24 protein-coding genes and 1 pseudogene are annotated in these 23,580 nt (G+C 66.8%); 13 read left to right on the plus strand and 12 right to left on the minus strand.

Annotated elements, in window-relative coordinates:
* The first annotated feature begins 75 nt into the window (after positions 1 to 75).
* A complete protein-coding gene (locus ACIIOY_RS09210; RefSeq protein ID WP_411034354.1) occupies positions 76 to 837 on the plus strand; it encodes a Crp/Fnr family transcriptional regulator in 762 nt (253 codons plus the stop codon).
* On the opposite strand, the gene pyrC is transcribed toward ACIIOY_RS09210, so the two are convergent.
* The 5 genes from pyrC to ACIIOY_RS09235 form a co-directional block, all read right to left on the minus strand.
* Complete coding sequence (pyrC, locus tag ACIIOY_RS09215; RefSeq protein ID WP_411034355.1) at positions 834 to 1,880, minus strand: dihydroorotase; 1,047 nt, start codon at positions 1,878 to 1,880, stop codon at positions 834 to 836. The genes ACIIOY_RS09210 and pyrC overlap by 4 nt on opposite strands.
* A gap of 60 nt (positions 1,881 to 1,940) precedes the next feature.
* A complete protein-coding gene (locus tag ACIIOY_RS09220; protein ID WP_411034356.1) occupies positions 1,941 to 2,564 on the minus strand; it encodes a nucleoside triphosphate hydrolase in 624 nt (207 codons plus the stop codon).
* Positions 2,561 to 3,340, minus strand: coding sequence for an ATP-binding cassette domain-containing protein (locus tag ACIIOY_RS09225; RefSeq protein ID WP_411034357.1), 780 nt, complete (start codon positions 3,338 to 3,340; stop codon positions 2,561 to 2,563). Before ACIIOY_RS09225 ends, ACIIOY_RS09220 begins: the two co-directional genes overlap by 4 nt.
* Positions 3,340 to 4,422 carry an ABC transporter permease gene (locus ACIIOY_RS09230; protein WP_411034358.1) on the minus strand — a complete coding sequence of 361 codons (1,083 nt, stop codon included), beginning with the start codon at positions 4,420 to 4,422 and terminating at the stop codon, positions 3,340 to 3,342. The genes ACIIOY_RS09225 and ACIIOY_RS09230 overlap by 1 nt, the downstream gene beginning before the upstream one ends.
* Positions 4,423 to 4,767: 345 nt before the next feature.
* Positions 4,768 to 5,793 (minus strand): sugar ABC transporter substrate-binding protein, encoded by a 1,026-nt coding sequence (locus ACIIOY_RS09235; RefSeq protein ID WP_411034359.1) that lies wholly within the window; start codon positions 5,791 to 5,793, stop codon positions 4,768 to 4,770.
* A 289-nt stretch (positions 5,794 to 6,082) separates the two neighbouring features.
* Between ACIIOY_RS09235 and ACIIOY_RS09240 the strand changes: the two genes are divergently transcribed.
* Both ACIIOY_RS09240 and ACIIOY_RS09245 read left to right on the plus strand, forming a co-directional pair.
* A complete protein-coding gene (locus tag ACIIOY_RS09240; RefSeq protein WP_411034360.1) occupies positions 6,083 to 7,312 on the plus strand; it encodes an ROK family transcriptional regulator in 1,230 nt (409 codons plus the stop codon).
* A complete protein-coding gene (locus ACIIOY_RS09245) occupies positions 7,313 to 7,741 on the plus strand; it encodes an RbsD/FucU family protein (RefSeq protein ID WP_411034361.1) in 429 nt (142 codons plus the stop codon).
* 41 nt (positions 7,742 to 7,782) lie between these two features.
* Here ACIIOY_RS09245 and pdxR read toward each other — a convergent pair whose 3' ends face one another.
* A complete protein-coding gene (pdxR, locus tag ACIIOY_RS09250; protein ID WP_411034362.1) occupies positions 7,783 to 9,135 on the minus strand; it encodes a MocR-like pyridoxine biosynthesis transcription factor PdxR in 1,353 nt (450 codons plus the stop codon).
* A 111-nt stretch (positions 9,136 to 9,246) separates the two neighbouring features.
* On the opposite strand from pdxR, the gene ACIIOY_RS09255 reads away from it, so the two are divergent.
* The gene (locus ACIIOY_RS09255) at positions 9,247 to 9,966 is read left to right on the plus strand and encodes a pyridoxamine 5'-phosphate oxidase family protein (RefSeq protein ID WP_411034363.1); all 720 of its coding nucleotides are present in this window, start codon (positions 9,247 to 9,249) and stop codon (positions 9,964 to 9,966) included.
* Positions 9,967 to 10,013: 47 nt separating this feature from the next.
* Here ACIIOY_RS09255 and ACIIOY_RS09260 read toward each other — a convergent pair whose 3' ends face one another.
* Positions 10,014 to 11,000, minus strand: coding sequence for a Gfo/Idh/MocA family protein (locus tag ACIIOY_RS09260; RefSeq protein ID WP_411034364.1), 987 nt, complete (start codon positions 10,998 to 11,000; stop codon positions 10,014 to 10,016).
* 158 nt (positions 11,001 to 11,158) lie between these two features.
* Between ACIIOY_RS09260 and ACIIOY_RS09265 the strand changes: the two genes are divergently transcribed.
* Entirely contained in the window at positions 11,159 to 12,109 is a 951-nt protein-coding gene (locus ACIIOY_RS09265) for an aldo/keto reductase (protein WP_411034365.1), read from the plus strand.
* A 20-nt stretch (positions 12,110 to 12,129) separates the two neighbouring features.
* Here ACIIOY_RS09265 and ACIIOY_RS09270 read toward each other — a convergent pair.
* Positions 12,130 to 12,342 (minus strand): annotated as a pseudogene (locus tag ACIIOY_RS09270) (LysR substrate-binding domain-containing protein); the annotation flags it as partial.
* Between the two features lie 242 nt (positions 12,343 to 12,584).
* Between ACIIOY_RS09270 and ACIIOY_RS09275 the strand changes: the two are divergent.
* Positions 12,585 to 13,583 carry an aldo/keto reductase gene (locus ACIIOY_RS09275; RefSeq protein ID WP_411034366.1) on the plus strand — a complete coding sequence of 333 codons (999 nt, stop codon included), beginning with the start codon at positions 12,585 to 12,587 and terminating at the stop codon, positions 13,581 to 13,583.
* 108 nt (positions 13,584 to 13,691) lie between these two features.
* Here ACIIOY_RS09275 and ACIIOY_RS09280 read toward each other — a convergent pair whose 3' ends face one another.
* A complete protein-coding gene (locus ACIIOY_RS09280) occupies positions 13,692 to 14,210 on the minus strand; it encodes a GNAT family N-acetyltransferase (protein WP_411034367.1) in 519 nt (172 codons plus the stop codon).
* A gap of 71 nt (positions 14,211 to 14,281) precedes the next feature.
* On the minus strand, positions 14,282 to 14,845 hold the full coding sequence (locus ACIIOY_RS09285; protein WP_411034368.1) for a helix-turn-helix domain-containing protein: 564 nt from the start codon (positions 14,843 to 14,845) through the stop codon (positions 14,282 to 14,284).
* A 152-nt stretch (positions 14,846 to 14,997) separates the two neighbouring features.
* Between ACIIOY_RS09285 and ACIIOY_RS09290 the strand changes: the two genes are divergently transcribed.
* Both ACIIOY_RS09290 and lepA read left to right on the plus strand, forming a co-directional pair.
* Positions 14,998 to 16,248: an MFS transporter gene (locus ACIIOY_RS09290; protein WP_411034369.1), complete on the plus strand. Its 1,251-nt coding sequence runs from the start codon at positions 14,998 to 15,000 to the stop codon at positions 16,246 to 16,248.
* Between the two features lie 61 nt (positions 16,249 to 16,309).
* Positions 16,310 to 18,142: a translation elongation factor 4 gene (lepA, locus tag ACIIOY_RS09295; RefSeq protein WP_411034370.1), complete on the plus strand. Its 1,833-nt coding sequence runs from the start codon at positions 16,310 to 16,312 to the stop codon at positions 18,140 to 18,142.
* 67 nt (positions 18,143 to 18,209) lie between these two features.
* On the opposite strand, the gene ACIIOY_RS09300 is transcribed toward lepA, so the two are convergent.
* Together ACIIOY_RS09300 and ACIIOY_RS09305 are read right to left on the minus strand one after the other, a co-directional pair.
* Positions 18,210 to 18,824, minus strand: a complete 615-nt coding sequence (locus ACIIOY_RS09300; RefSeq protein WP_411034371.1) for a transglutaminase-like cysteine peptidase — start codon at positions 18,822 to 18,824, stop codon at positions 18,210 to 18,212.
* A 115-nt stretch (positions 18,825 to 18,939) separates the two neighbouring features.
* Positions 18,940 to 19,758 (minus strand): alpha/beta hydrolase, encoded by an 819-nt coding sequence (locus ACIIOY_RS09305; protein ID WP_411034372.1) that lies wholly within the window; start codon positions 19,756 to 19,758, stop codon positions 18,940 to 18,942.
* A 232-nt stretch (positions 19,759 to 19,990) separates the two neighbouring features.
* Here ACIIOY_RS09305 and infC point away from each other — a divergent pair, with 232 nt between their 5' ends.
* The 5 genes from infC (at position 19,991) to pheS (ending at position 23,576) form a co-directional block, all read left to right on the plus strand.
* The gene (gene infC, locus ACIIOY_RS09310) at positions 19,991 to 20,527 is read left to right on the plus strand and encodes a translation initiation factor IF-3 (protein ID WP_411034530.1); all 537 of its coding nucleotides are present in this window, start codon (positions 19,991 to 19,993) and stop codon (positions 20,525 to 20,527) included.
* 375 nt (positions 20,528 to 20,902) lie between these two features.
* Positions 20,903 to 21,106, plus strand: coding sequence for a 50S ribosomal protein L35 (gene rpmI, locus ACIIOY_RS09315; RefSeq protein ID WP_024270153.1), 204 nt, complete (start codon positions 20,903 to 20,905; stop codon positions 21,104 to 21,106).
* A 38-nt stretch (positions 21,107 to 21,144) separates the two neighbouring features.
* The gene (rplT, locus tag ACIIOY_RS09320) at positions 21,145 to 21,549 is read left to right on the plus strand and encodes a 50S ribosomal protein L20 (protein WP_411034373.1); all 405 of its coding nucleotides are present in this window, start codon (positions 21,145 to 21,147) and stop codon (positions 21,547 to 21,549) included.
* Between the two features lie 85 nt (positions 21,550 to 21,634).
* Positions 21,635 to 22,498, plus strand: a complete 864-nt coding sequence (locus ACIIOY_RS09325) for a BUD32 family EKC/KEOPS complex subunit (RefSeq protein WP_411034374.1) — start codon at positions 21,635 to 21,637, stop codon at positions 22,496 to 22,498.
* The gene (gene pheS, locus ACIIOY_RS09330) at positions 22,491 to 23,576 is read left to right on the plus strand and encodes a phenylalanine--tRNA ligase subunit alpha (RefSeq protein ID WP_411034375.1); all 1,086 of its coding nucleotides are present in this window, start codon (positions 22,491 to 22,493) and stop codon (positions 23,574 to 23,576) included. Before ACIIOY_RS09325 ends, pheS begins: the two co-directional genes overlap by 8 nt.
* The last annotated feature ends 4 nt before the right edge of the window (positions 23,577 to 23,580 follow it).

Raw genomic sequence — 23,580 nt, forward strand, 5'->3', positions numbered from 1 at the left:
CAACCATCGGGGCACAACGTTTCTGAAGCCAGCCGCATGGCGGCGGGGGCCTCAAGCAAAAGGGAACGAGGTGCGATGGCGAGCGGCACGGCGGCCAACCAGCAGTCCAAATGGCGTACACCCTGCCAGCAGTGTCCGTTGCGAAGCCTCCGTTCCTTCCGGGATTTTTCGGCGAAGGAGCTGGATTTCGTCTCGCAGTTCAAGAGCGGCGAATTGTCGATCGAACGCGGCGCGACGATCCTCGTCGAAGGCATGCACAGCGCCCACCTCTTCACGGTGCTCTCCGGCTGGGCGTTCCGCTACAAGCTCTTGCCCGACGGGCGCCGGCAGATCATGAACTATGTGCTGCCCGGCGACCTCATCGGCCTCCAGGGCAGCCTGATGGGCGAGATGGACCATTCCGTCGAGGCGCTCACGCCCATCACGCTCTGCGTCTTCGAACGCTCCAAGCTCGAGCGGCTGTTCGAGCGCCATGCGTCGCTGGCCTACGACCTCACCTGGATCGCCGCGCACGAGGAACGCATCCTCGACGAGCACCTGCTCAGCGTCGGGCGCCGCACCGCGCTGGAGCGCACCGCCTATCTGCTCTCCTTCATCCACCAGCGGGCGCATGCGGCAGGCATCTACGGCGGGCGGCGCGTCATCCCCATCACCCAGCAGCACGTGGCCGACACGCTCGGCCTCTCGCTCGTCCACACGAACAAGACGCTGCGCAAGCTCGCGGACCGCAAGCTGATGCGCTGGCAGGACCGCGGCTGCGAAATCCTCGATGCCGAGGGGCTTCAGACGCTCGCCGGCTGGGAGGGACTGGCGCGTGAAGCGCGGCCCTTCATCTAGCCCTGGACGACATCCCAATGCAGCGGGAACATCGGGTCGAACACCGTCACCGGTCCTGCGCCCGTCTCGATCTTTGCCGGGAAGGTGACGGGCTCTGCCCGCCTGACGAGGCGGATGGTCTCCTCGTTCGCCGGCAGGCCGTACCAGGCCGGGCCGTTCAGCGAGGCGAAGGCTTCCAGCCTGTCGAGCGCGCCCTCCTCCTCGAAGACATGGGCAAGGCAGCTCATCGTGTTGATCGAGGTATAGATGCCGGCGCAGCCGCAGGCGCACTCCTTGAGCGGATCGACATGCGGCGCCGAATCCGTGCCGAGGAAGAAGCGCGCGTCGCCGGAGGTGGCGGCGGCGCGCAGCGCCAGCCGGTGCTCCTCCCGCTTGGCGACGGGCAGGCAGTAATAATGCGGCTTGATTCCGCCGACGAGGATGGCGTTGCGGTTGATGATCAGGTGGTGCGTGGTGATGGAACCGGCGAGGTTGGCTTTCGACGCCTTGATGTAGTCGACCCCGTCCTTCGTCGTCACGTGCTCCATCGTGACGCGCAGCTCCGGCAGGCGCTTGCGCAAGGGGTCCAGCACCGTCTCGATGAACACGGCCTCGCGGTCGAAGATGTCGACCTCGGGCGTCGTGACCTCGCCGTGCACGCAGAGCGTCAGGCCGATCTGCGCCATGCGCTCCAGCACGGGCATCGCCTTCTCGATGTCGCGCACCCCGCCATGGGAATTGGTGGTGGCGCCGGCCGGATAGAGTTTTACCGCACGGATCAGCCCGCTTTCGTAGCCGGCTTCCACATCGTCTGGGTCCGTATGCTCGGTGAGGTAGAGCGTCATCAGCGGCTCGAACCGGTCGCCCTTCGGGAGGGCCGCAAGGATGCGGGCGCGGTAGGCGGCGGCGTCCGCGGTGGTGACGACCGGCGGCACGAGGTTCGGCATGATGATCGCGCGGGCGAAGTGGCGGCTGGTGTCACCGATCACGCCTTCGAGCATGGCGCCGTCGCGCAGGTGCAGGTGCCAGTCGTCCGGCCGGCGGATGGTGAATTCGGTGGTCATCGGCATTTCTCCCCGTCTTTGCGGCTGCGATAGCATCCGCGGGGCCGGACGACAATCGCCTCAGAAGATGTCGATGGTGAGGTCGGCGGGGCGCGAGTTCTCCAGGATGCGCTTTCCATTCGGCAGGTCGTTGCCGTAGAGCTTCCAGTGGATCTGGTCCTCCGGCAGCGCGTAATGCAGCCAGCGCCGGCGCAGCCGCTCTTCCAGCACGCGATAGGGCGGGCCGACGAAGATGGTGAAGTCGAACCTGCCGTCGAGCCGGTCCCAGGGCGCCTCCTTGAACAGCAGGTAGTTGCCCTCGGCGAGGATGAAGCGGGTTTCCTTGGCGATTGCGCGGGCGGCGTTGATGGCGACCTCGCGCGAGCGGTCGAAGACCGGAACGAGCACCTCGCCGTCCGCCCGCCGCAGGGCCTCGACGACATCGACGAAGCCGCGGCCGTCGAAGGATTCCGGCACGCCCTTGCGCGGCAGAAGCCCGCGTTGGGCAAGGATGCCGTTGTCCATGTGGAACCCGTCCATCGGCAGGATTTCGGCCGTCTCGCCGCGGGCGAGGAGCTTTTCCCTCAGCGCCTCGACCAGCGTCGACTTGCCGGCACCGGGCGGACCGGCGATGCCGATCATGAAGCGGCGCGCGTCTGCCGCGCGCCGCAGGAGGTCGTCCACGATCGTATCGATCGTCGTCATGCCGCGATGGCCTCCGCCGGCACCTTGGCCCCCGTCATGAAGGCAACGGCGTCGGACATCGTATAGTCTTTCGGATTGATGACCGTCAGCCGCCGGCCGAGGCGATGGATGTGGATGCGGTCCGCCACCTCGAAGACATGCGGCATGTTGTGCGAGATGAGCACGATCGGAATGCCGCGCCGGCGTACGTCGAGGATGAGTTCCAGCACGCGCCGGCTCTCCTTGACGCCGAGGGCCGCCGTCGGCTCGTCGAGGATGATGACCTTCGAGCCGAAGGCCGCCGCGCGCGCCACCGCGACGCCCTGGCGCTGGCCGCCCGAAAGCGTCTCCACCGCCTGGTTGATGTTCTGGATCGTCATCAGGCCGAGTTCGGAGAGCTTGTCGCGGGCGAACTTTTCCATCGCCGTGCGGTCGAGCTTGCGGAACCACCGGCCCATGACGCCGGGCTTGCGCAGTTCACGGCCGAGGAACATGTTGTCCGCGATCGAGAGCGCCGGCGAGAGCGCGAGGTTCTGGTAGACCGTCTCGATGCCGGCCTTGCGCGCCTCGATGGGCGAGCGGAAGTGGACGGGCTGGCCCTCCAGGCGGATTTCCCCCTCGTCCGGCGTGATGGCGCCGGAGATCGCCTTGATCATCGAGGATTTCCCTGCGCCGTTGTCGCCGATCACGGCGAGGATCTCGCCGGGATAGAGGTCGAAATCCGCATGGTCGAGGGCGGTGACGCGGCCGTAGCGCTTGACGAGGCCACGGGCGGTGAGAATGGGTTCGAGAGCCATCAGCCTGCTACCTTTCTGATCCACTGGTCGATTGCGACTGCCGCGATGATGAGGACGCCGATCAGGAGATAGGTCCATTGCGGGTCCGTGCCGATGAGGCGAAGGCCGAGCGAGAAGACGCCGACGATGAGCGCGCCGAAGATCATGCCGAGGATCGAGCCGCGCCCGCCGAAGAGCGACAGGCCGCCGATCACCACGGCGGTGATCGATTCGATGTTGGCGAACTGGCCGGCGGTCGGCGAGACGGAGCCGATGCGGCCGATCAGCGCCCAGCCGGCGAGCGCGCAGATGAGGCCGGAGAGCGTATAGACCGAGACCAGCATGCGCTTGACGTTGACGCCGGCAAGCTCCGCCGCGTCCGGATCGTCGCCGACCGCGTAGACATGCCGGCCCCAGGCGGTGTGGTTGAGCACATACCAGAGGAGCGCGACGAGCAGCACCATGGCGATGACGCCGTAGGTGAAGACCGCCCCGCCGAAACGGATGTTGTTGCCGAAGAACTGCAGGAGCGGCGCCTGGGTGGAAATGTCCTGCGAGCGGATCGTCTCGTTGGCCGAATAGAGGAAGTTCGAGGCGAGGATGATCTGCCACATGCCGAGCGTGACGATGAAGGGCGGCAGCTTCATGCGGGCGACGAGCTGGCCGTTGATGTAGCCGCAGAGCGCGCCGCAGGCGAGCCCGCAGACGACCGCAACCGACGGCGGCAGGCCGTAGCGGAAGGTGAACTGGCCCATGACGACGGACGAGAGCACCATGATGGCGCCGACCGAAAGGTCGATGCCGGCTGTCAGGATGACCAGCGTCTGCGCCGCACCGACGATGCCGACGATCGCCACCTGCTGAAGGATCAGCGTCATCGTGAAGGCGGAGAAGAACTTGCCGCCGAGGATGGCGCCGAATATCGCCACCGAAAGCACGAGCACGATGAGCGGCACGGCAGAGGGATTGCCGTGAAGGAAATGCTGGAATTTCTGGATGGGCGTCTTGTCGTGCGTGTCGAAGGAGGCGACCTGGGTCACGCTCTCGCTGAGCACCTTCTCGAATTCCTGCGATGGCTGCGAGGCCGTCGTTGTCTCACTCATGATCCTGTCCTCCCTTCCGTTCGCCGACCGTCGCGGCTTTTCCGGATGAAATGGTACGTGGGACGCATCGGCGCGTTGCCTGAAAACCCTCTCTGCCTGCCGGCATCCCGCCCGCAAGGATAGAAAGCAGGACGCTTGCTCCCGGCCCCGATTCCTCCGGGAGCGAACCGCGTGTGAGCCCCTCCCTTCCTGGCGAAGGGTTGGTGGACCTGCCAACGGCAAGCTCTCCACCTTCAGAAGGTGCCCACGTCTCTTTGCGATTGTCAAAGCAGGGATGCGTCTTGCGCCACCCGATCCGTCCACAGCGGAAGGCCGGCCCGGTCATGCCGGGCCGGCTCTAGGCCATCAGCCCCAGCACTTTTCCTTGCCGGTCTTGGTGTCGATGGATTCGACTCCGGCTGCCGGCTTGTCCGTGACGAGCGCAACGCCCGTATCGAAGAAGTCCTTGCCTTCGGTCGCCTTCGGCTTCTCGCCTGTGTCGGCGAACTTCTTGATCGCCTCGATGCCGAGGGAGGCCATCATCAGCGGGTACTGCTGCGAGGTCGCGCCGATGACGCCGTCGATGACGTTCTGCACGCCCGGGCAACCGCCGTCGACCGAAACGATCAGCACGTCGTTCTCCTTGCCGACGGCCTTCAGCGCCTCATAGGCGCCGGCAGCGGCCGGTTCGTTGATGGTGTGCACGACGTTGATGGACGGATCCTTCTGCAGGAGGTTTTCCATGGCGGTGCGCCCGCCCTCCTCGTTGCCGTTGGTCACGTCGTGGCCGACGATGCGCGGGTCGTCCTCGTCGCCGATCTTGTTGATGTCCTTCACGTCGATGCCGAAGCCCTTCATGAAGCCCTGGTTGCGCAGCACGTCGACCGAGGGCTGGGACGGCGTGAGGTTCAGGAAGGCGACCCGGGCATCCTTGGCGGCATCGCCGAGGGTCGCGGCCGCCCACTTGCCGATCAGTTCGCCGGCCAGCAGGTTGTCGGTGGCAAAGGTCATGTCGGCGGAATCGAGCGGCTCCAGCGGCGTGTCGAGGGCGATCACGAGCAGGCCGGCGTCGCGCGCCTTCTGCACCGAAGGAACGATGCCCTTCGTGTCGGATGCCGTGAGCAGGATGCCCTTCGCGCCATCGGCGATGCAGGTCTCGATCGCGGCGACCTGGCTTTCCGAATCGCCGTCGATCTTGCCGGCATAGGCCTTCAGCGTGACGCCGAGTTCCTTCGCCTTGGCTTCGGCGCCTTCCTTCATCTTGACGAAGAAGGGATTGGTGTCGGTCTTGGTGATCAGGCAGGCGGTGGTGTCGGCGGCAGCGGCCGGCGAGGAAAAGGCCACGCCAAGCGCAAGCGCGCCGAGAGCGGCGGAAACGATCGTCTTCTTCATGTAATCCTCCCAAGGACGAAACGGGATGCGCCCCTCTCCTGGGGCCATCCGGTCGCAGGTGGCCGTACGGCTCCTCCGCCGGCCGACCTTGCTTCCGATCTTGAGAAGAGCACCAAAAGAAATGCCTGTCAATAAATAAATCGAATTGAATTATTAATCGGATGTGGCATGCTCTGACGAAAATCGGCTCGGGGTCCTGCCCCACGCGTTTCCGGTGGAAGAGCGGAACGCCAGCCGATAAGAGGACCGGAAAGGGCGCCTTGCGCCTCAACCGGCACGGGAGGAGACGATGACCAAGAATGCCGCGACGGCACCCGCCGCGACGGCCGAAATCCTCGATTCGAGCGGGGGCGCCAACCAGGTGCGCGTGCGGGCCTATAACGAGCGCCTGGTCATGTCGCTGGTGCGCCGGCACGGCAGCCTCTCCAAGGCGGAGATCGCGCGGCGCAGCGGCCTTTCCGCCCAGACGGTCACCGTGATCATGCGGGCGCTGGAGGCCGAGGGCCTGCTGGTGCGCGGCGAGCCGATGCGCGGCAGGGTCGGCCAGCCCTCCGTGCCCATGCGGCTCAATCCGGACGCCGTCTATTCCTTCGGCCTCAAGATCGGCCGCCGCAGCGCGGACCTCGTGATGATGGATTTCGTCGGCGGCATCCGCCGGCAGGTGCGCCGCACCTTCGCCTATCCCATGCCCGGCCCGCTGCTTTCCTTCGTCGAGGAGGGGCTGGCGGAGCTGGAGGCGGCGATCACGCCGCAGGAGCGCGCCCGCATCGCCGGCTTCGGCGTCGCCACGCCCTTCGAGCTGTGGAGCTGGGCGAGCGAGGTGGGCGCGCCGCAGGCCGACATGGACCAGTGGCGCGGCGTCGATCTCGCGGCGGAGGTCGCCCGGCGCGTGCCCTACCCTGTCGTCTTGCAGAACGACGCGACGAGCGCCTGCGCCGCCGAGCTCGTCTTCGGGCTCGGGCCGCAGTACCCGGACTTCCTCTATCTCTTCATCGGCTCGTTCATCGGCGGCGGCGTGGTGCTCAATTCCGCGCTGTTCACCGGCCGCACCGGCACGGCCGGCGCCATCGGCCCGCTTCCCGTGCAGGGCCGCGACGGCGAGACCGTCCAGCTCCTCAAGATCGCCTCGATCTATCGCCTCGAAAACCTGCTGCGCGAGCACGGCATCGATCCCGAGCCGCTCTGGTATTCGCCGGAAGACTGGATCGATTTCGGCAGCCCGCTCCAGATCTGGATCGAGGACACGGCCGCGGCTTTGGCCCAGGCGGTGGTCGCGTCGGCCTCCGTCATCGACTTTTCCGCCATCATCATCGACGGCGGCTTTCCCGCCTGGGTGCGCGAGCGGGTCGTGACGGCGACGCGCGCCGCCGTCGCCCGGCTCGACCTGCAGGGCGTGACGATGCCGGACATCGTGGAGGGGGCGGTCGGCAGCCGTGCCCGCTCGATCGGCGGGGCCAGCCTGCCGCTCTTCTCCCGCTATCTTCCGGACCAGAGCGTCCTCTTCAAGGAGCTTGCCTGAATGCTGAAAGGAATCGACCCCATCCTGAGCCCGGAGCTCATCGCGACGCTGCGCGGCATGGGCCACGGCGACGAGATCGCCATCGTCGACGGCAACTATCCGGGCGTCGAGCACGCCCGCCGGCTGATCCGCCTCGACGGCGTGGCGCTGATACCGGTGCTGAACGCCGTGCTCTCGGTCCTGCCGATCGACGATTTCGTCGAGGAGGCGATCTTCCGCTCCACCTATCGCCAGGACCGCGACAGGCTGGAGCCGGTGCACCGCGAGATCATCGACTGCTGCGCCCGCCACGAGCCGGCCCGCGCGGTCGTGCCGCTCGTCGGCGCCGATTTCTACGATCGCGTGCGCGCCGCCCATGTGTTGGTGCAGACGGGCGAGCCGCGTCTCTATGCGAACATCATCCTGCGCAAGGGCGTGATCCATCCTTAAGGAGCCCGGCGGAGGCGCTGTGCGCTTTTGCCGGAGCCTCTTCATCCGATCGCGGCGGCGAAGCGTCTTGCCGCATCGTGCAGCACATGCGGCGCAAAGCCGGAAAACCCGATTACGAGGCCCTGTCGCGGCGGTTGGGTGACGGCCATGGCCGACAGCGCCCGCACACCGAGACCCGCCTTCCGGGCGATCCCGACCGCTTCCGTATCGGCAAGCCGGGACGGCAGGCCGGCGACGAGGTGGAGGCCCTGGTCCGGCACCTCGACCGCAAGACCCTTCGCCGCCGAAAGCCCGGCCACCAGCGCATCGCGCGCCGCCTGCGCCTGCCGCCGGGCGCGGCGCAGGTGCGCGGCGAAATGGCCTTCGCGGATGAGGTCGGTCAGCGCGGCCTCCGCCAGCGTCGGCGGGCTGCGGTCGGAGCGGCTGCGCAGCGCCACCACGGTTTCCAGCAGGGGATCCGGGATCACCGCATAGCCGAGGCGCAGGCCCGGGAAGAGGACCTTCGAGAAGGTGCCGAGGTAAATCACCCGGCCGCTGTCGTCCATGCCCTGCATGGCGGCGAGCGGCGGGCCGGCGAAGCGGAACTCGCTGTCGTAGTCGTCCTCGATGATCCAGCCGCCCGTCTCCCGCGCCCAGTCGATGAGGGCAAGGCGCCGGCGCATGCTCATGGTGACGCCGAGCGGGAACTGGTGCGAAGGCGTCACATAGACCGCGCGGGCGCCCGGTACGGCCTGCGCTATGTCCGCGCCTTCCGCATCCACCGCGAGGCCGGACAGGGCAAGTCCGTTGCCGGCGAAAGCGGCACGGGCGCTCGGATAGCAGGGATCCTCGATCATCACCCGGTCGCCGGGCAGGAGCGCGCTGCGCACGACGAGGTCGATGCCCTGCTGCGTGCCGGTGGTGACGACGATCGAGCGCGCCTCGCAGCGCACGCCCCGCGCCTGCCGCAGATAGGCGGCGACCGCCCGGCGCAACGCATCGCCACCGCGCGGATCGCCATAGTAGAAGTGCTCCGGGCCGGGGCGGGCGAGGTGACGCGCCAGCAGCGTGCGGAAAAGCCCCAGCGTGCGCGCATCGGCCATGGCGACGCCGAGCGTGCCCGGCAGCGGCATTTTCGGCGCGGCCTCTTCCGGCTCCGCGGGCACGGCCGGCTTCACGTTCGGCACCCGGTCGGCGACGAAGGTGCCGGCCCCGGTGCGTGCGACCGCATAGCCCTCGGCGATCAGCGTCTCGAAGGCGGCGACCACGCTGCCGCGCGAGGTCTTCAGCCGCCGGGCGAGATCGCGCGAGGGCGGCAGCTTGCTGCCGGGCGGAAGGACGCCCGCCTCGATCAGCCGGCGCAGTTCGCGGTAGAGCGCCGGCGTACGCCTGCCGGCCGCGGGCAGGACGGGCATGAGGGATGACCAATCCGGCGGATTGGTCCGGATTTTTTGATGATGATTGGTGCTTTTCCGGTCCAATGGCATGGCGCACCATGGCGGCACAATCCCTGAAAGGCAAGCCGCATGACCACAGAGACCGTTTCCTCCTATCCCGTCACCCCGCGCAACCGCGTCAGGCGCCTGCACGAGCGCGGCAGCTATGACCGCGCGGCCGTCCATCACGTCCTCGACGCGGCCATGCTCTGTCACGTCGCCTATGTCATCGACGGCCAGCCCTACGCGACGCCGACGCTGTTCTGGCGCAGGGACGACACGCTCTACTGGCACGGCTCCTCGGCCAGCCGCATGCTGCGGCACCTGAAAGCCGGCACGCCCGCCTGCCTCACGGTCGCCCATCTCGACGGGCTGGTGCTCGCCCGCTCCGGCTTCAACCACTCGGCCAACTACCGCTCCGCCATGTGCTTCGGCACGGCGCGGCTGGTCGAGGATCCGGCGGAGAAGGCGGAGGCGATGCGCGATGTCGTCGACCGCTTCTATCCCGGCCGCAGCGCGCTCCTGCGCCGCCTCACGGCGCAGGAGGCGAAGGCGACGACCATCATCGCCATGCCGATCGAGGAGGCGTCCGCCAAGGTGCGCGCCAAGGGCGTCGGCGACGACGAGGCGGATTTCGCCCTGCCCATATGGGCCGGCGTCATTCCCGTCGCCACCGTGCTCGGCGCGGCGCAGACCTGTCCGCGGCTGGCGGAAGGCGTGGAGAAGCCGGAGGCGCTGGCGATCTTCCCCGCCGGCGGCCGCCTGGATGCGGCGCTACAGGCGGGGCAGCGCCTCTACGAAGGCGGCTGAGCCGCCCTTCCCGCAACATTGCCGTCCCGGCTTCGCACCCGCCGCAGCTATACCGGCTCCCAGCCGTCCTTCTCGCTGGCGCGGTAGATGGCGTCGATGAGCTTCTGGTTGTTCACCGAGCTCTCCAGCGTCACGACCTCTTCGTTCTCGCCGCGCGCCGCGCGGCTGAAGGCCTCGACCTCCCGCCGGTACTGGCGGGCGTCCTGGAAGCGGAAGTGCTGGCTCTCGCTGTGGCTCTGGTTGGTGAGCTCGATCTCCTCCGCGCCGTAGCGGTCGGCGTTGAAAGGCGACTTCACCTCTATGAAGCCCTTGTCGCCATGGAAGACCATGACCTGGCGATGGGCGAGCTGGGTGGAGATGTAGAAGGTGAGTTCGAAATCGCCGAAATCCGCGCGCACGCTCGAATAGATGTCGGTGCCGAAATCCGGGTCGCGGTCCGTGCTCGCCTGCACGCGGAGCGGTTCCTTGCCGGTGGCGAAACGCGTGGTGATCGTCGGGTAGACGCCGATATCCGGCAGGCCGCCGCCGCCGAGCGCGGGCACGTTGCGCATGTTGCCAGGGTCGCGGTTGAAATAGGTGAAGGCGCCCTGCACGTGGCGCAGCCGGCCGATCGCGCCCTCGGCGATGAGCGAGCGCACCTTCCGCCAGACCGGGCTATAGGTGACCATGTAGGCTTCCGAGATCAGCACCCCGTTGCGGTCGCGCGCGGCGATCAGCGATGCGATCTCGCCGGCATCAAGCGCGATCGGCTTTTCGCAGAGCACGTGCTTGCCCGCATCCGCCGCCTTGATCGACCACTCCACGTGCTGCGAGGTCGGCAGGGGAATGTAGACGGCGTCGATCGTGTCGGAAGCGAGCATTTCCTCGTAGGAGCCGAAGGCATGCGGCACGGAGAAGCGGTTCGCCATGGCGCGGGCCCTGACAAGATCGCGGCTGGCGATGGCGGTGACGACGCAGTTCTCCGCGTCCTGGATGGCCGGCACGACGAGCTCGCGGCCGATCTTGGCCGTCGACAGGATTCCGAAACGCAGCATGGTGATCCCTCCCTGTTTGCACCGGGAGACTATTCGCGAGGTACGTTCCTCGCAAGCGCGGCGGCACGCAAAAAATCCGGGCGCCGGCGTGCAAAGCCCCTCCCCGCACCCTATGTTGACCAAAGCCCTTTTCAGCACGAACCCTTTGGAGGACCCTCATGCAGTTCCGCTCCCTCGGCAAGACCGGCCTTTCGATCGCACCCCTCGTCTTCGGCGGCAACGTCTTCGGCTGGACGGCCGACGAGAAGACCTCGTTCGACCTGCTGGACGCCTTCACCGGCGCCGGCTTCAACGCCATCGACACGGCGGACGTCTATTCCCGCTGGGTGCCGGGCAACCAGGGCGGCGAATCCGAGACGATCATCGGCAAGTGGCTGAAGCGCTCGGGCATTGCCCGCGACAAGGTGGTGATCGTCACCAAGGTCGGCTCCGACATGGGCCAGGGCCGGCGGGACCTCCGGAAATCGTGGATCGTCGAGGCGGTCGAGAACTCGTTGAAGCGGCTCCAGACCGACCATATCGACCTCTACCTGTCGCACTGGTCGGACCCGGAAACGCCCTATGAGGAAACGCTGGAAGCCCATGCGCACCTGGTGAAGGCCGGCAAGGTGCGCGCCTTCGGCGCCTCGAACCTCGACGCGGACCAGCTGCAGGCCTCCTTCGACGCCGCCGACAAGGCGGGCCTGCCGCGCTACGGCGTGCTCCAGCCGGAATACAACCTCTACGACCGCGCCGGCTTCGAGGGCGCCCTCGCCGACCTCTGCCGGAAGGAGGAGATCGGCGTCATCACCTATTACAGCCTCGCCTCCGGCTTTCTGACCGGAAAATACCGCACGAAGGCCGACACCGAGGGCAAAGCGCGCGGCGAGGGCGTCGCACGCTATCTCGACGAGAAAGGCCGGCGCATCCTCTCGGCCCTCGACCAGGTGGCGGCGGAGACCGGCGCGAAACCGGCGGAGATCGCGCTTGCCTGGCTGATGGCCAAGCCCGCCGTCACCGCGCCGATCGCCAGCGCCACCAGCCTCGGACAGCTCGCGAGCCTGACGAAGGCGGCCTCGCTTTCGCTCTCGGCCGAACAGATCGCCGCGCTCGACGGAGCGGGAGCCTGACGGCAGCCTACCCTGGGCCTTCAGGCCTGGCCGCGGTAGCGGAAGAAATCGACGAAGGCGCGCAGCGCCGGGCGCACCTGCCGGCGCGTGGGATAATAGATCGAAAAGCCGTCGAAGGGCGGGCACCAGTCTTCCAGTACCGGAATGAGCCGGCCGGCGTCGATGTCGTCCGCAACGCGCTGGTCGAAGACATAGGCAAGGCCGGCGCCGTCCATCGCCGCCGCGCGCATCAGCCGCATACCGAGCTCGGCCGCCGCCTTGCGGAAGGAGCGCGCATCCGCGACGATGGCGAGCACGGCGAGTTGGGAGAGCTGGGTGCGGTTCATTGTTCCAACAGATAGAACACGCCGTTGGCTTTTGCAGCAATTTTCAGATGAAGCGCCGCGCCCTAGATTGGTTTCGTCCGGATGACGGCGGATCGGCCGCTACCGGTTTGCGGACCTGCCTCCCGGGTCCATGAAGGAAGGATTTTGCCATGAAGCACAGACAACTCGGCAGCCTCGACGTCTCCGCCCTCGGGCTCGGCTGCATGGGCATGAGCCACGCCTACGGCCCCTCGCAGGACGAGACGGCGGCGATCGAGACGCTGCACCGCGCGGTCGATCTCGGCATCACCCTGTTCGATACGGCGGAGGTCTACGGCCCGTACAAGAACGAGATCCTCGTCGGCAAGGCGCTGAGGCCGGTGCGCGACAAGGTGGTGATCGCCACAAAGTTCGGCTTCCGCATCGACCCGACCAAGCCGTCGGCGGAGATGATCGCCGGCACGGACAGCCGGCCGGAAAACGTCAGGGCCGTCGCCGAGGCTTCGCTGAAACGGCTTGGCGTCGAGGTCATCGACCTCTTCTACCAGCACCGCGTCGACCCCGCCGTGCCGATCGAGGAGACGGTAGGCGCCATGGCGGAGCTTGTGCGCGCGGGCAAGGTGAGGGCGCTCGGCCTGTCGGAAGCCAGCGCCGAGACCATCCGCAAGGCCAACTCCGTGCATCCCATCGCCGCCGTCCAGAGCGAATATTCGCTCTGGACCCGCGATCCGGAGGAGAACGGCGTGCTCGAAACCTGCCGCGCGCTCGGCATCGGCTTCGTGCCCTTCAGCCCGCTCGGCCGCGGGGCGCTCACCGGCGCGCTGAAAACGCTCGACGGCCTTCCCGCCGACGATTTCCGCCGCTCCCTGCCGCGTTTCGACGCGGAGAATTTCGACGCCAACCTCGCGCTTGTCGCGCTCTTGGAGGAGATGGCGAAGGAAAAAGGTATCGCTCCGGCCCAGCTCGCCCTTGCCTGGGTGCTGGCGCAGGGCGACTTCATCGTGCCGATCCCCGGCGCCAGCAAGGTGCCGCATCTGGAGCAGAACGCCGCCGCTGCCGACGTGGCGTTGACGGCGGAGGAGGCCGCGCGGCTCGGCGATCTCCTCTCGCCGGCCAAGGTGGCGGGCGGCCGCTATCCGCAGCGGATGGCCTCGATGGCGAACCGGTAAGGCGGGCGCGCTCCGGGTGCCCGCTCGAAGGCCATCCAGGTCGCGCAAAAGCCGAGGTCCCGACTTGCCGGCTGATGCGATGGGAGTGCCAAGATATCGCCGCCACCGCTACCCGATCCGCTTGTAGAAGAAGGTCGTCGCGCAGTAGCGGCCGTCCGGGTAGAGCGCGTAGTCGGGGATGACGCCGGCGCGTTGCCAGCCGAGCCGTTGATAGACGGTCTCGGCGGGGCTGCCGGTGGCGGTGTCGAGCACCAGCAACGTCTTGCCGCGCCGTGCGGCTTCCGCCTCCGCAGCCGCCATGAGGGCGCGGGCGATGCCGCGGCCGCGCTCGCTTGCCCGCACCAGCAGCTTCTTCACGTCCGCCCGGTGCGGCTGGTTGGGCATCTGGCGGATGCCTACCTGCACCGTGCCGACGACGCGCCCCGCGCGCTCGGCGGCAAACAGCAGCGTCGCATCCTCGCCGACCGCCGCCGCGACGCCCTGCCAGAAGGGCACGGCGTCGGCCGGCCCGCAGGGCGCCATGAAGCCGACGGACGCGCCGTCGGTCACGCAATCGGCCAGCACCTCGGCAAGCCCGCCGATGCGGGCGAGGGTTTCGCTGTGGTCGAGCAGTCTGATTTCACTCATCGTTTCCCCGGCTCTCCTCAATGATGCGATTGCGGCCGCAGACCGCCGCGTGCTCTCTTGCTGGATTTGCGTCAGCGCCCGCGGTCCAGCACCACGGCGTAATGTGCCGGCTCGTCGCCGGGATTTTCGAAGACGTGGCCCTCGGTGATGCTCATGTAGAGGCAGTCTCCGGGTCGCAGATCGTGCACCGTGCCGGCGATCGTCATCCTCAGGACACCGGAGAACAGCCAGACATGCTGCGTCATGCCGGCCCTTGCCGTTTCCGGCGGATAGGCGATGCGCGCGCCGGGCGGAAACGTCACCTCGACCACCTCGACGCGCGAGGGCGTGTTCGACGGTGAAACGGCGCGGCGCTGGTAGCCGGTCTCCGGATCGCGCCAGACCGGCTGCGCCTCCCGCCGCGAGAGGGGGTCGCCCCCCTCTTCGGAGAAGGCGAAGAAGGCCGAAAGCGTCAGGTCGAGCGCCGCGCAGAGCCTGGCAAGAAGCTGCGCCGTCGGGCTGGCCTCGCCGCGCTCGATGCGCGAGATCATCGCCCGGCTGACGCCCGAGGCGACTGCAAGGTCTTCGAGCGTCTGGCTGCGCGCCGTCCTCAGCAGCCGCAGCCGCTCACCGATCGCGCTTTCCAGCAGATCCATTCCATTTTCCATTATCATGGAATAGTGATCTCCTATAGTAGAGACAATCGGCATGACCTCATCCGAAAATAAATTCCCGCCATGCCGCTCCGGCGACAATGCGACACCGGCCGACCCGGTAAGGTGGGGCCAGGAATCGGGAGGGCGGTTGGATGACAGGTGAGGCGCAGCGGGCATCGTCGCTCTTTTCCATCACCGCCATCGTCGTCTCGATGACGCTGGTCGCCATCGGCAACGGCATCATGCTCGCCTATGTGCCTTACGTCCTGTCCCGGGCCGATGCACCGTCCTGGACACCGGGCGCGGCGGTCACGGCCATCGCCTTCGGCGGGCTCATCGGCTGCGTCATCGCCGGCCCCGTCATCCGCCGCGTCGGCCACGCCCGCGCCTTCTCCTGCTCGCTCGCCCTCGTCATCATCGCCGCGTTCCTCGTCGCGCTCGGCGTCAACCCGATCCTGTGGGTCCTGGCGCGCGGCCTCTACGGCGCGGCGGGCAATTCCAACTTCATCATCGCCCAGAGCTGGCTGAACCACGCGGCCGACAACCGCTGGCGCGGCAAGGCCATGTCCTTCTTCTACATGGCCTATGTGCTCGGCCTCGGCGTCGGCGCCTGGCTCTTCGGGCGCATGCCGGCGGACGGCAACCTCGCCCCGCTCGTCACCATCTTCGTCACCACGGTCGCGCTGCTGCCCATCGGCCTCACCAAGCTGCCGACGCCGCCGCCGCCCGCCCGCGTCAGCCTCGATTTTTCGATGGCCTGGCGCAATTCGCCGGTCGCGCTCATCGGCGTCCTTGCGGCGGGCGGGCTTTCCATGGTCGTGCAGGGCTTCACGCCGATCTACGCCGCCACCAACGATGTCGGCCAGGCCGACGTGGCGTTACTGATGTTCGTCATGCAGTTCGGCCTCATCTTCGTGCAGTATCCGCTCGGCATGCTCTCCGACCGCATCGACCGGCGCGTCGTGCTGATAGGCACGTGCCTGCTCATCGCCGGCACGGCGGTCGCCGCCCTCTTCGTCTCCTTCCAGGCCTTCGTCGTCCTGATGCTGGTCTTCGCGCTGTGGGCGGGGGCCGTCGAAAGCGTCTACTCCATCGCCAATGCCCATGCCAACGACCGCACGGACCCGGAGGATTTCGTGCCGCTCGCCTCGACGCTGCTCGTCGCCTGGTCGACCTCGGCGACGCTCGTGCCGCTCGCCGTGACGGCGCTGACGCCGTTCCTCGGCCCGCAGACCTTCATCTACGCCGCGATGGCCGTGGCGCTGCTCTACGCCGCCTTCGTCGCCCATCGCCTGCGCCTGCGCGAGACCGTGCCGCCCGAGGCGCGCGAAACCTTCGAGATCCGCAGCGCGCAGGTGCCGAATGCCGGCGCGCTGGTGGAAGGCGAAAAGGCCCCGGAATAGCGCTTCTCCGGCGCCCGAAACCCTTCATTTACCGCTTTGCGGGAATCCTGCTCGCTGCTATATGGCGCGCATGAGCACCAACAATTCGACGCCCCTCGACCATATCCGCAATTTCTCGATCGTGGCCCATATCGACCACGGCAAGTCGACGCTCGCCGACCGGCTGATCCAGTCGACCGGCGGCCTTGCCGACCGCGAGATGTCGGAACAGGTCCTCGACAACATGGAGATCGAGCGCGAGCGCGGCATCACCATCAAGGCCCAGACCGTGCGCCTGCACTACAAGGCGAAGGACGGCGAGACCTATGTGCTGAACCTCATCGACACGCCCGGCCACGTCGACTTCGCCTACGAGGTCTCGCGCTCGCTGTCGGCCTGCGAGGGCTCGCTGCTGGTCGTCGACGCCTCGCAAGGGGTGGAAGCCCAGACGCTCGCCAACGTCTACCAGGCGATCGACAACAACCACGAGCTCGTCACGGTGCTCAACAAGATCGACCTGCCGGCCGCCGAGCCGGACCGCATCAAGGAGCAGATCGAGGAGGTGATCGGCATCGACGCCTCCGACGCCGTGCTGATCTCCGCCAAGACGGGCCTCGGCATCCCGGACGTCCTGGAAGCCATCGTCAACCGCCTGCCCGCGCCGAAGAGCGAGGGCGGCGAGAAGGCGCCGCTGAAGGCCCTGCTGGTCGACAGCTGGTACGACACCTATCTCGGCGTCATGGTCCTGGTGCGCATCATCGAGGGCCGGCTGACGAAGGGCCAGGTCATCCGCATGATGGGCACGGATGCCAAATACACCGTCGAGCGCGTCGGCGTGCTGACGCCGAAGATGGTCGCGATGGAAAGCCTCGGCCCGGGCGAGATCGGCTTCATCACCGCCTCCATCAAGGAAGTGGCCGATACCCGCGTCGGCGATACGATCACCGAGGACAAGCGCCCGACCGCAAAGGCCCTGCCGGGCTTCAAGCCGGCCCAGCCGGTCGTCTTCTGCGGCCTCTTCCCGGTCGATGCGGCAGACTTCGAGGAGCTGCGCTCGGCCATGGGCAAGCTACGCCTCAACGACGCCTCGTTCTCGTTCGAGATGGAAAGCTCGGCGGCGCTCGGCTTCGGCTTCCGCTGCGGCTTCCTCGGCCTGCTGCACCTGGAGATCATCCAGGAGCGGCTTTCCCGCGAGTTCGACCTCGACCTCATCGCCACGGCCCCCTCGGTCGTCTACCAGCTGACGATGACGGACGGCACGGAGAAGGAGCTGCACAACCCGGCCGACATGCCGGACGTCGTCAAGATCGCCGAATTCCGCGAACCTTGGATCAAGGCGACGATCCTGACGCCGGACGAGTATCTCGGCGGCATCCTGAAGCTCTGCCAGGACCGGCGCGGCATCCAGACGGAGCTGACCTATGTCGGCAACCGCGCGATGCTGACCTACGAGCTGCCGCTCAACGAGGTGGTCTTCGACTTCTACGACCGCCTGAAGTCGATCTCCAAGGGCTACGCCTCCTTCGACTACAATCTCCACGGCTACCGCGAGAGCGACCTCGTCAAGATGTCGATCCTCGTCAACGGCGAGCCGGTCGACGCGCTCTCCATGCTGGTCCACCGCTCGGCGGCGGAAAAGCGCGGCCGCGTCATGTGCGAGAAGCTGAAGGACCTCATCCCGCAGCACATGTTCCAGATCCCCATCCAGGCCGCCATCGGCGGGCGCATCATCGCCCGCGAGACGGTGCGCGCGCTACGCAAGGACGTGACCGCCAAGTGCTACGGCGGCGACGCCACCCGCAAGCGCAAGCTGTTGGAGAAGCAGAAGGAGGGCAAGAAGCGCATGCGTCAGTTTGGCAAGGTGGAGATCCCGCAGGAAGCCTTCATCGCGGCGCTCAAGATGGGCGACGAATAGGGCGCCTGCCAAATGGCAAAGGCCGCGGATCGCTCCGCGGCCTTCTTCGTATCCGCGATATGGCCGCTTACTGGCCGACCGACGAGACCATGACGGCGTCGCCGTTCTCGATCGAGACCCAGCGGCCGGCGTGGAAGGAAGCCTGGCGCTTCAGGTAGCGGTAGGGGGTCTGCGTCCAGAGCTTCACCTCGTTGTTGAGGTTGTCGAGGACATAGTCGCCCTGGGTGGTGCGCAGCGTCAGCACGGCATGGCCTTCGCCGTCCGGCTTGCGCACGACGGTGATCAGCAGGTCCCCGGCGGCAAAGCCCTTCTCCATCAGCTTCTTGCGCTTGAGGAGAACGAAATCCTCGCAGTCGCCGGCGCCGTCCGGATAGGACCAGTACTCGTCCCTGCCGTGCAGTTCCTTGTCGGTCATCGGGGTGATGTCGCGGTTGACGCCCGCATTGATCTGGCGAACCACGGACCAGCCGAACTCCGTGACCTTGGCAGGCGCGTTGCGCGCGCCGACGCGGCATTCGGACCTGTAGGACTGGCAGAATTCGTAGTGCCCGATCGGCTGCGAGGTGACGCCGCCTGTCTTCATGGATAGCGCCGATGCCGGTGCCGTGAAAGCCGAGGAAGAAGAAGCGAGGAGAGCGAGAACCGCCGCAGCCCCAGCCTTCGCACCAATCATTCGCGCCATGAAACGTCCCCTAATCGTTAACAAAGAGTTAAAGACCAGGAGGGCGCTTCGTCAATCATCAGAATTGGCGATGCCGTAATATGGTTAAAATGTAACCCGGACGACACGCCCGCCCTCACGCGCCGCGGGCGAAAACCTCCGCGGCTTCGAGGATTTTTGCGATATCCTGCGGCCGCGACAGGCGGTGGTCTCCGTCGCGGATCATCGTCAGCACCACATCGTCGCCGGAAAGATGCTCCATCAGGCGCACCGCATGGGCATAGGGCACATCGGGATCGGCCATGCCCTGCAGGATATGCACGGGGCAGCCGGTCTCGATGACGCCGGTGAGCACGCGGTTCTTCCGGCCGTCCTCGATGAGCTTCAGCGTGTAGATGTTCGGTTCGGGGCCATAGGGTGCCGGTTCCTCGAACCGGCCGCGCTCCAGGAGCGCCGTGCGCTCGGCCTCGGTCAGGTTGGGCTCGATCAGCTCGGAAGTGAAATCCGGCGCGGGAGCGATGAGCACGAGGCCCGTCACCTCGGTGCCGCTCCGACGGGCGAGTTCCGCGACGGCGCGCAGCGCGATCCAGCCGCCCATGGACGAGCCGACGAGCACGACGCGGCGGGTGCCGAGCTCGCTTGCGGCATGGTCGATCACGGCAAGCGATTCCTCCAGCCATCGCGAGATCGTGCCGTCGGTGAAGGCGCCGCCCGAGGCGCCGTGGCCGGAATAGTCGAAGCGCACGCAGCCGGTGCCAAGGCGGGCGGCGAGGGCGGCAAGTTCCACCGCCTTGGTGCCCGTCATGTCCGAGCGGTAGCCGCCGAGCCAGACGAAATGGGCGAGCGTATTGCCGGCCGCCGGCCGCTGGAGCGAAACGGCGATCCGCCGGGCATCGTCCCCCGCTCCGACCGTGATGAATTGCGCAGCGGTGCCGTTGCCGTTCGTCGCCGTCATCCCTATCTCCCATCGTGTCCCGGCCCGCGGAAACCTGCCCGCTACCGGCCCTTGGCCGAGAGCTAGACCAGATTCGCGCGCGCAAGGACAGGTGGTGATTTTTTCCGCGCGGCATGCTATTGACTTCGCAAGCGCGATCAACACATTGCCGCCAGACGCCGCGAGGCGGGCAAACGGCCCGATCGACGCACAGATTCATACCCAGTCGAAACAGTTCGAGGAGAACACGACCATTCGCAGACCCTTCAAAGCGGAAGCCCCCGTCAAAGACGGCCCGCGTTCCAACAAGGAAATCCGGATTCCCCGCGTCCAGCTTATCGATGCCGAAGGCCACAACCATGGCATCGTTCCCACCGATCAGGCGCTCCGCATGGCCGAAGAAGCCGGCCTCGATCTCGTGGAGATTTCGCCGAACTCCGAACCGCCCGTCTGCAAGATCCTTGACCTCGGCAAGCTGAAATACGCCAACCAGAAGAAGGCGGCCGAAGCGCGCAAGAAGCAGAAGATCGTCGAGATCAAGGAAATCAAGATGCGCCCGAACATCGACACGCATGATTATGACGTGAAGATGAAGGCGATGAACCGCTTCTTCGACGAAGGCGACAAGGTCAAGGTGACGCTGAAGTTCCGCGGCCGCGAAATGGCCCACCAGGAACTCGGCATGAAGCTGCTGATGCAGGTCAAGGAAGACACGCAGGCCGTGGCCAAGGTCGAAGCCGAGCCGAAGCTCGAAGGCCGGCAGATGATGATGGTGCTCGCACCGAAGTGAGCCCTCTCCCGGCGCCCGCGCCGCACGGATCAAGCCGCCCTACGGGGCGGCCCCGGGCGGCTGACAAGGCGCCGCAAACTTCTCCATCGTCATGGTCGGGCTTGACCCGACCATCCGCGCTCCGGGCGCGGCGGTGGATCCTCGGGTCAAGCCCGAGGATGACGTCGCGGCTGCTGTGAGGCGGCCGGCAAACCGAGCCGTCTTTTCCATTTCCGCCGCTGCAAGCCGCTCTTTCGCCGAATCCGGTTGCGCTTTTGAGGGACTTCGGTTACAAGCCGCCGTCCGAACGGTCCGGCAGGGCATGCCGTGGCCGTTCTTTACGCTGGGGACGCGCCTCGTCAGCCGTCCCGAATTCAAGAAGAATGGAGTAGCAAAATGCCCAAGATGAAGACGAAGTCGTCTGCCAAGAAGCGGTTCAAGATCACCGCGACCGGCAAGGTCGTCGCTGCCGCTGCCGGCAAGCGCCACGGCATGATCAAGCGTACCAACAAGTTCATTCGCGACGCGCGCGGCACCATGGTGCTGGCCGAGCCCGATGGCAAGAAGGTCATCAAGAACTACCTGCCGAACGGTCTCTGAGACTACTCGCGCATCCGATACGTTAAGGAGATCATGACATGGCACGTGTAAAACGCGGCGTAACCTCCCACGCCAAGCACAAGAAGACGCTCAAGGCAGCCAAGGGTTTCTACGGCCGCCGCAAGAACACCATCCGCGCCGCCAAGGCTGCGGTCGATCGTTCCAAGCAGTTCGCCTACCGCGACCGCAAGGTCAACAAGCGCAACTTCCGCGCTCTCTGGATCCAGCGCATCAACGCCGCCGTCCGCGAGCATGGCCTGACCTACGGCCGCTTCATCGACGGCCTGAACAAGGCCGGCATCGAAGTCGACCGCAAGGTGCTTTCGGACATGGCGATCCATGAGACCGCAGCTTTCGGCGCGCTCGTCGCGGCCGCCAAGAAGGCTCTGGAATACCTCAAGGAAGCCGGCACGAAGAACGAGTTTGAGGCCGCCGTCAACTAACCGGCGCTCACAACCATCTTCGCTTCGTTGTGAAACCCGCGCCGGGGAACCGGTGCGGGTTTTTGTTTGGACCTCGGGACAGGACATGGACGGCAGGTTGAGCGACCTCGACGCGATCCCCCAGATGACCGACGGCGACGTCGAGACGCTGCTTGCCGCGCTGACCCGAAAGACACGGCGGGTCGAGCGCGTCGACCTCTCCTTCGGCGCCGTCTGGATCAAGCGCTACGGCACCGAGCGCCCGCCGGTCTGGACGAAGGCGCAGGCGATGCTCGCCCGTCTCTTCAGCCAGCCCTTCCTGCGCCCCTCGCCCTACCTCGACAGCAAGGGCATGATCGCGCGGGAAATCCGCCGCATCGAAACCTTCGCCGCACATGGGGTGCCCGTGCCGGAGGTGCTCTATTCCTCGGGCAGCGCGCTCGTCCTTTCCGATGTCGCGCCGACCGTGATGGCGCGCCTCGACGCGTTGCGTGGCGCCGATCCCGCCGCGCACGATGCGCTGCTCGTCGCCTGCGCCGCCGATCTCGGCGCGCTCCACGGCAAGGGCCTCTGCCATGGACGGCCGCATCCGCGCGATTTCTTCATGGCCGGCGAGCGAATCGGCTTCATGGATTTCGAGGAGGAGCCGGAAGCGGCCATGCCGCTTCCAACGGCCCAGGCGCGGGACCTCTGGCTGCTCTTCCTCCAGCTCGTTGACCGCGCGCGCCTCGGCGAAGCGACGGCGGAGAAGGCCTATGCCGCCTGGCGCGCTTCAGCGCCGCCCGCCGCCGAGGCGGAGCTGGCCGAAATGCTCAGGTTCCTCGGCAAGTTTTTGTCGCCAACCCGATTGATCGGGCGCGTGCACATGGGTAGTGATCTGCGGCGCTTCCTCGCCGCAACCCGCTATCTCTCGCAGGTCCTCCTGCCGCCCCGCCCGGCCGACGCAAGCAAAGCAGGTAAAGATGACTGAACTCGACACTTTGGAACAGCAGCTCCTTTCCGACGTCGCCGCGGCCTCCGACGAGGCGGCGATCGAGGCCGTGCGCGTCGGCGCGCTGGGCAAGAAGGGCTCCGTCTCCGAGCTCCTGAAGACGCTCGGCACCATGTCGCCGGAAGAACGCCAGACGCGCGGTGCGGCGATCAACGCGCTGAAGACCCGCGTGACAGAGGCGATCGCCGAGCGCAAGGCGGCGCTGCGCGACGCCGCCATAGAGGCGCGCCTTGCGGCCGAAACGGTGGATGTCAGCCTTCAGGTCCGCTCCTCGCCGGCCGAACGCGGCCGCATCCACCCCATCAGCCAGATCGTCGACGAGATCACGGCCATCTTCGCCGACATGGGCTTTTCCATCGCCGAAGGCCCGGACATCGAGACGGACTACTACAACTTCACGGCGCTGAACTTCCCCGAGGGCCATCCGGCCCGCGAGATGCACGACACGTTCTTCTTCCCCGCGGACGAGAACGGCGAGCGCAGGGTGCTGCGCACGCACACCTCGCCCGTGCAGGTGCGCACGATGGAAGCGCAGAAGCCGCCGATCCGCATCATCATCCCCGGCAAGACCTACCGGCAGGACAGTGACGCGACCCATTCGCCGATGTTCCACCAGGTCGAGGGCCTCGTGGTCGACAGGACCGCGAACGTCGCCAACATGCGCTGGGTGCTGGAGGAATTCTGCAAGGCCTTCTTCGAGGTCGACAGCGTCACCATGCGCTTCCGCCCGTCCTTCTTCCCGTTCACCGAGCCCTCCTTCGAGGTCGACATCCAGTGCGACCGCTCGTCGGGCCCGATCGTCAGGTTCGGCGAGGGCACGGACTGGATGGAAATCCTCGGCTGCGGCATGGTCCATCCGAACGTGCTGCGCGCCGGCGGCCTCGATCCCGACGAATACCAGGGCTTTGCCTGGGGCATGGGGCTCGACCGCATCGCCATGCTGAAATACGGCATGCCGGACCTGCGCGACTTCTTCAACGCCGACGTGCGCTGGCTCAGCCACTACGGCTTCCGCCCGCTCGACATGCCGACCCTGTTTGGCGGTTTGAGCGCTTGAACCG

The organism is Shinella agrisoli, assembly GCF_046557955.1.
In the GTDB taxonomy this organism is placed as follows: Bacteria; Pseudomonadota; Alphaproteobacteria; order Rhizobiales; family Rhizobiaceae; genus Shinella.

Coding starts and splice junctions, on each gene's coding strand:
- ACIIOY_RS09210 (WP_411034354.1), top strand. CDS start 76: ATGGCGAGCGGCACGGCGGCCAACCAGCAGTCCAAATGGCGTACACCC.
- pyrC (WP_411034355.1), bottom strand. CDS start 1,880: ATGACCACCGAATTCACCATCCGCCGGCCGGACGACTGGCACCTGCAC.
- ACIIOY_RS09220 (WP_411034356.1), bottom strand. CDS start 2,564: ATGACGACGATCGATACGATCGTGGACGACCTCCTGCGGCGCGCGGCA.
- ACIIOY_RS09225 (WP_411034357.1), bottom strand. CDS start 3,340: ATGGCTCTCGAACCCATTCTCACCGCCCGTGGCCTCGTCAAGCGCTAC.
- ACIIOY_RS09230 (WP_411034358.1), bottom strand. CDS start 4,422: ATGAGTGAGACAACGACGGCCTCGCAGCCATCGCAGGAATTCGAGAAG.
- ACIIOY_RS09235 (WP_411034359.1), bottom strand. CDS start 5,793: ATGAAGAAGACGATCGTTTCCGCCGCTCTCGGCGCGCTTGCGCTTGGC.
- ACIIOY_RS09240 (WP_411034360.1), top strand. CDS start 6,083: ATGACCAAGAATGCCGCGACGGCACCCGCCGCGACGGCCGAAATCCTC.
- ACIIOY_RS09245 (WP_411034361.1), top strand. CDS start 7,313: ATGCTGAAAGGAATCGACCCCATCCTGAGCCCGGAGCTCATCGCGACG.
- pdxR (WP_411034362.1), bottom strand. CDS start 9,135: ATGCCCGTCCTGCCCGCGGCCGGCAGGCGTACGCCGGCGCTCTACCGC.
- ACIIOY_RS09255 (WP_411034363.1), top strand. CDS start 9,247: ATGACCACAGAGACCGTTTCCTCCTATCCCGTCACCCCGCGCAACCGC.
- ACIIOY_RS09260 (WP_411034364.1), bottom strand. CDS start 11,000: ATGCTGCGTTTCGGAATCCTGTCGACGGCCAAGATCGGCCGCGAGCTC.
- ACIIOY_RS09265 (WP_411034365.1), top strand. CDS start 11,159: ATGCAGTTCCGCTCCCTCGGCAAGACCGGCCTTTCGATCGCACCCCTC.
- ACIIOY_RS09275 (WP_411034366.1), top strand. CDS start 12,585: ATGAAGCACAGACAACTCGGCAGCCTCGACGTCTCCGCCCTCGGGCTC.
- ACIIOY_RS09280 (WP_411034367.1), bottom strand. CDS start 14,210: ATGAGTGAAATCAGACTGCTCGACCACAGCGAAACCCTCGCCCGCATC.
- ACIIOY_RS09285 (WP_411034368.1), bottom strand. CDS start 14,845: ATGGATCTGCTGGAAAGCGCGATCGGTGAGCGGCTGCGGCTGCTGAGG.
- ACIIOY_RS09290 (WP_411034369.1), top strand. CDS start 14,998: ATGACAGGTGAGGCGCAGCGGGCATCGTCGCTCTTTTCCATCACCGCC.
- lepA (WP_411034370.1), top strand. CDS start 16,310: ATGGCGCGCATGAGCACCAACAATTCGACGCCCCTCGACCATATCCGC.
- ACIIOY_RS09300 (WP_411034371.1), bottom strand. CDS start 18,824: ATGGCGCGAATGATTGGTGCGAAGGCTGGGGCTGCGGCGGTTCTCGCT.
- ACIIOY_RS09305 (WP_411034372.1), bottom strand. CDS start 19,758: ATGACGGCGACGAACGGCAACGGCACCGCTGCGCAATTCATCACGGTC.
- rpmI (WP_024270153.1), top strand. CDS start 20,903: ATGCCCAAGATGAAGACGAAGTCGTCTGCCAAGAAGCGGTTCAAGATC.
- rplT (WP_411034373.1), top strand. CDS start 21,145: ATGGCACGTGTAAAACGCGGCGTAACCTCCCACGCCAAGCACAAGAAG.
- ACIIOY_RS09325 (WP_411034374.1), top strand. CDS start 21,635: ATGGACGGCAGGTTGAGCGACCTCGACGCGATCCCCCAGATGACCGAC.
- pheS (WP_411034375.1), top strand. CDS start 22,491: ATGACTGAACTCGACACTTTGGAACAGCAGCTCCTTTCCGACGTCGCC.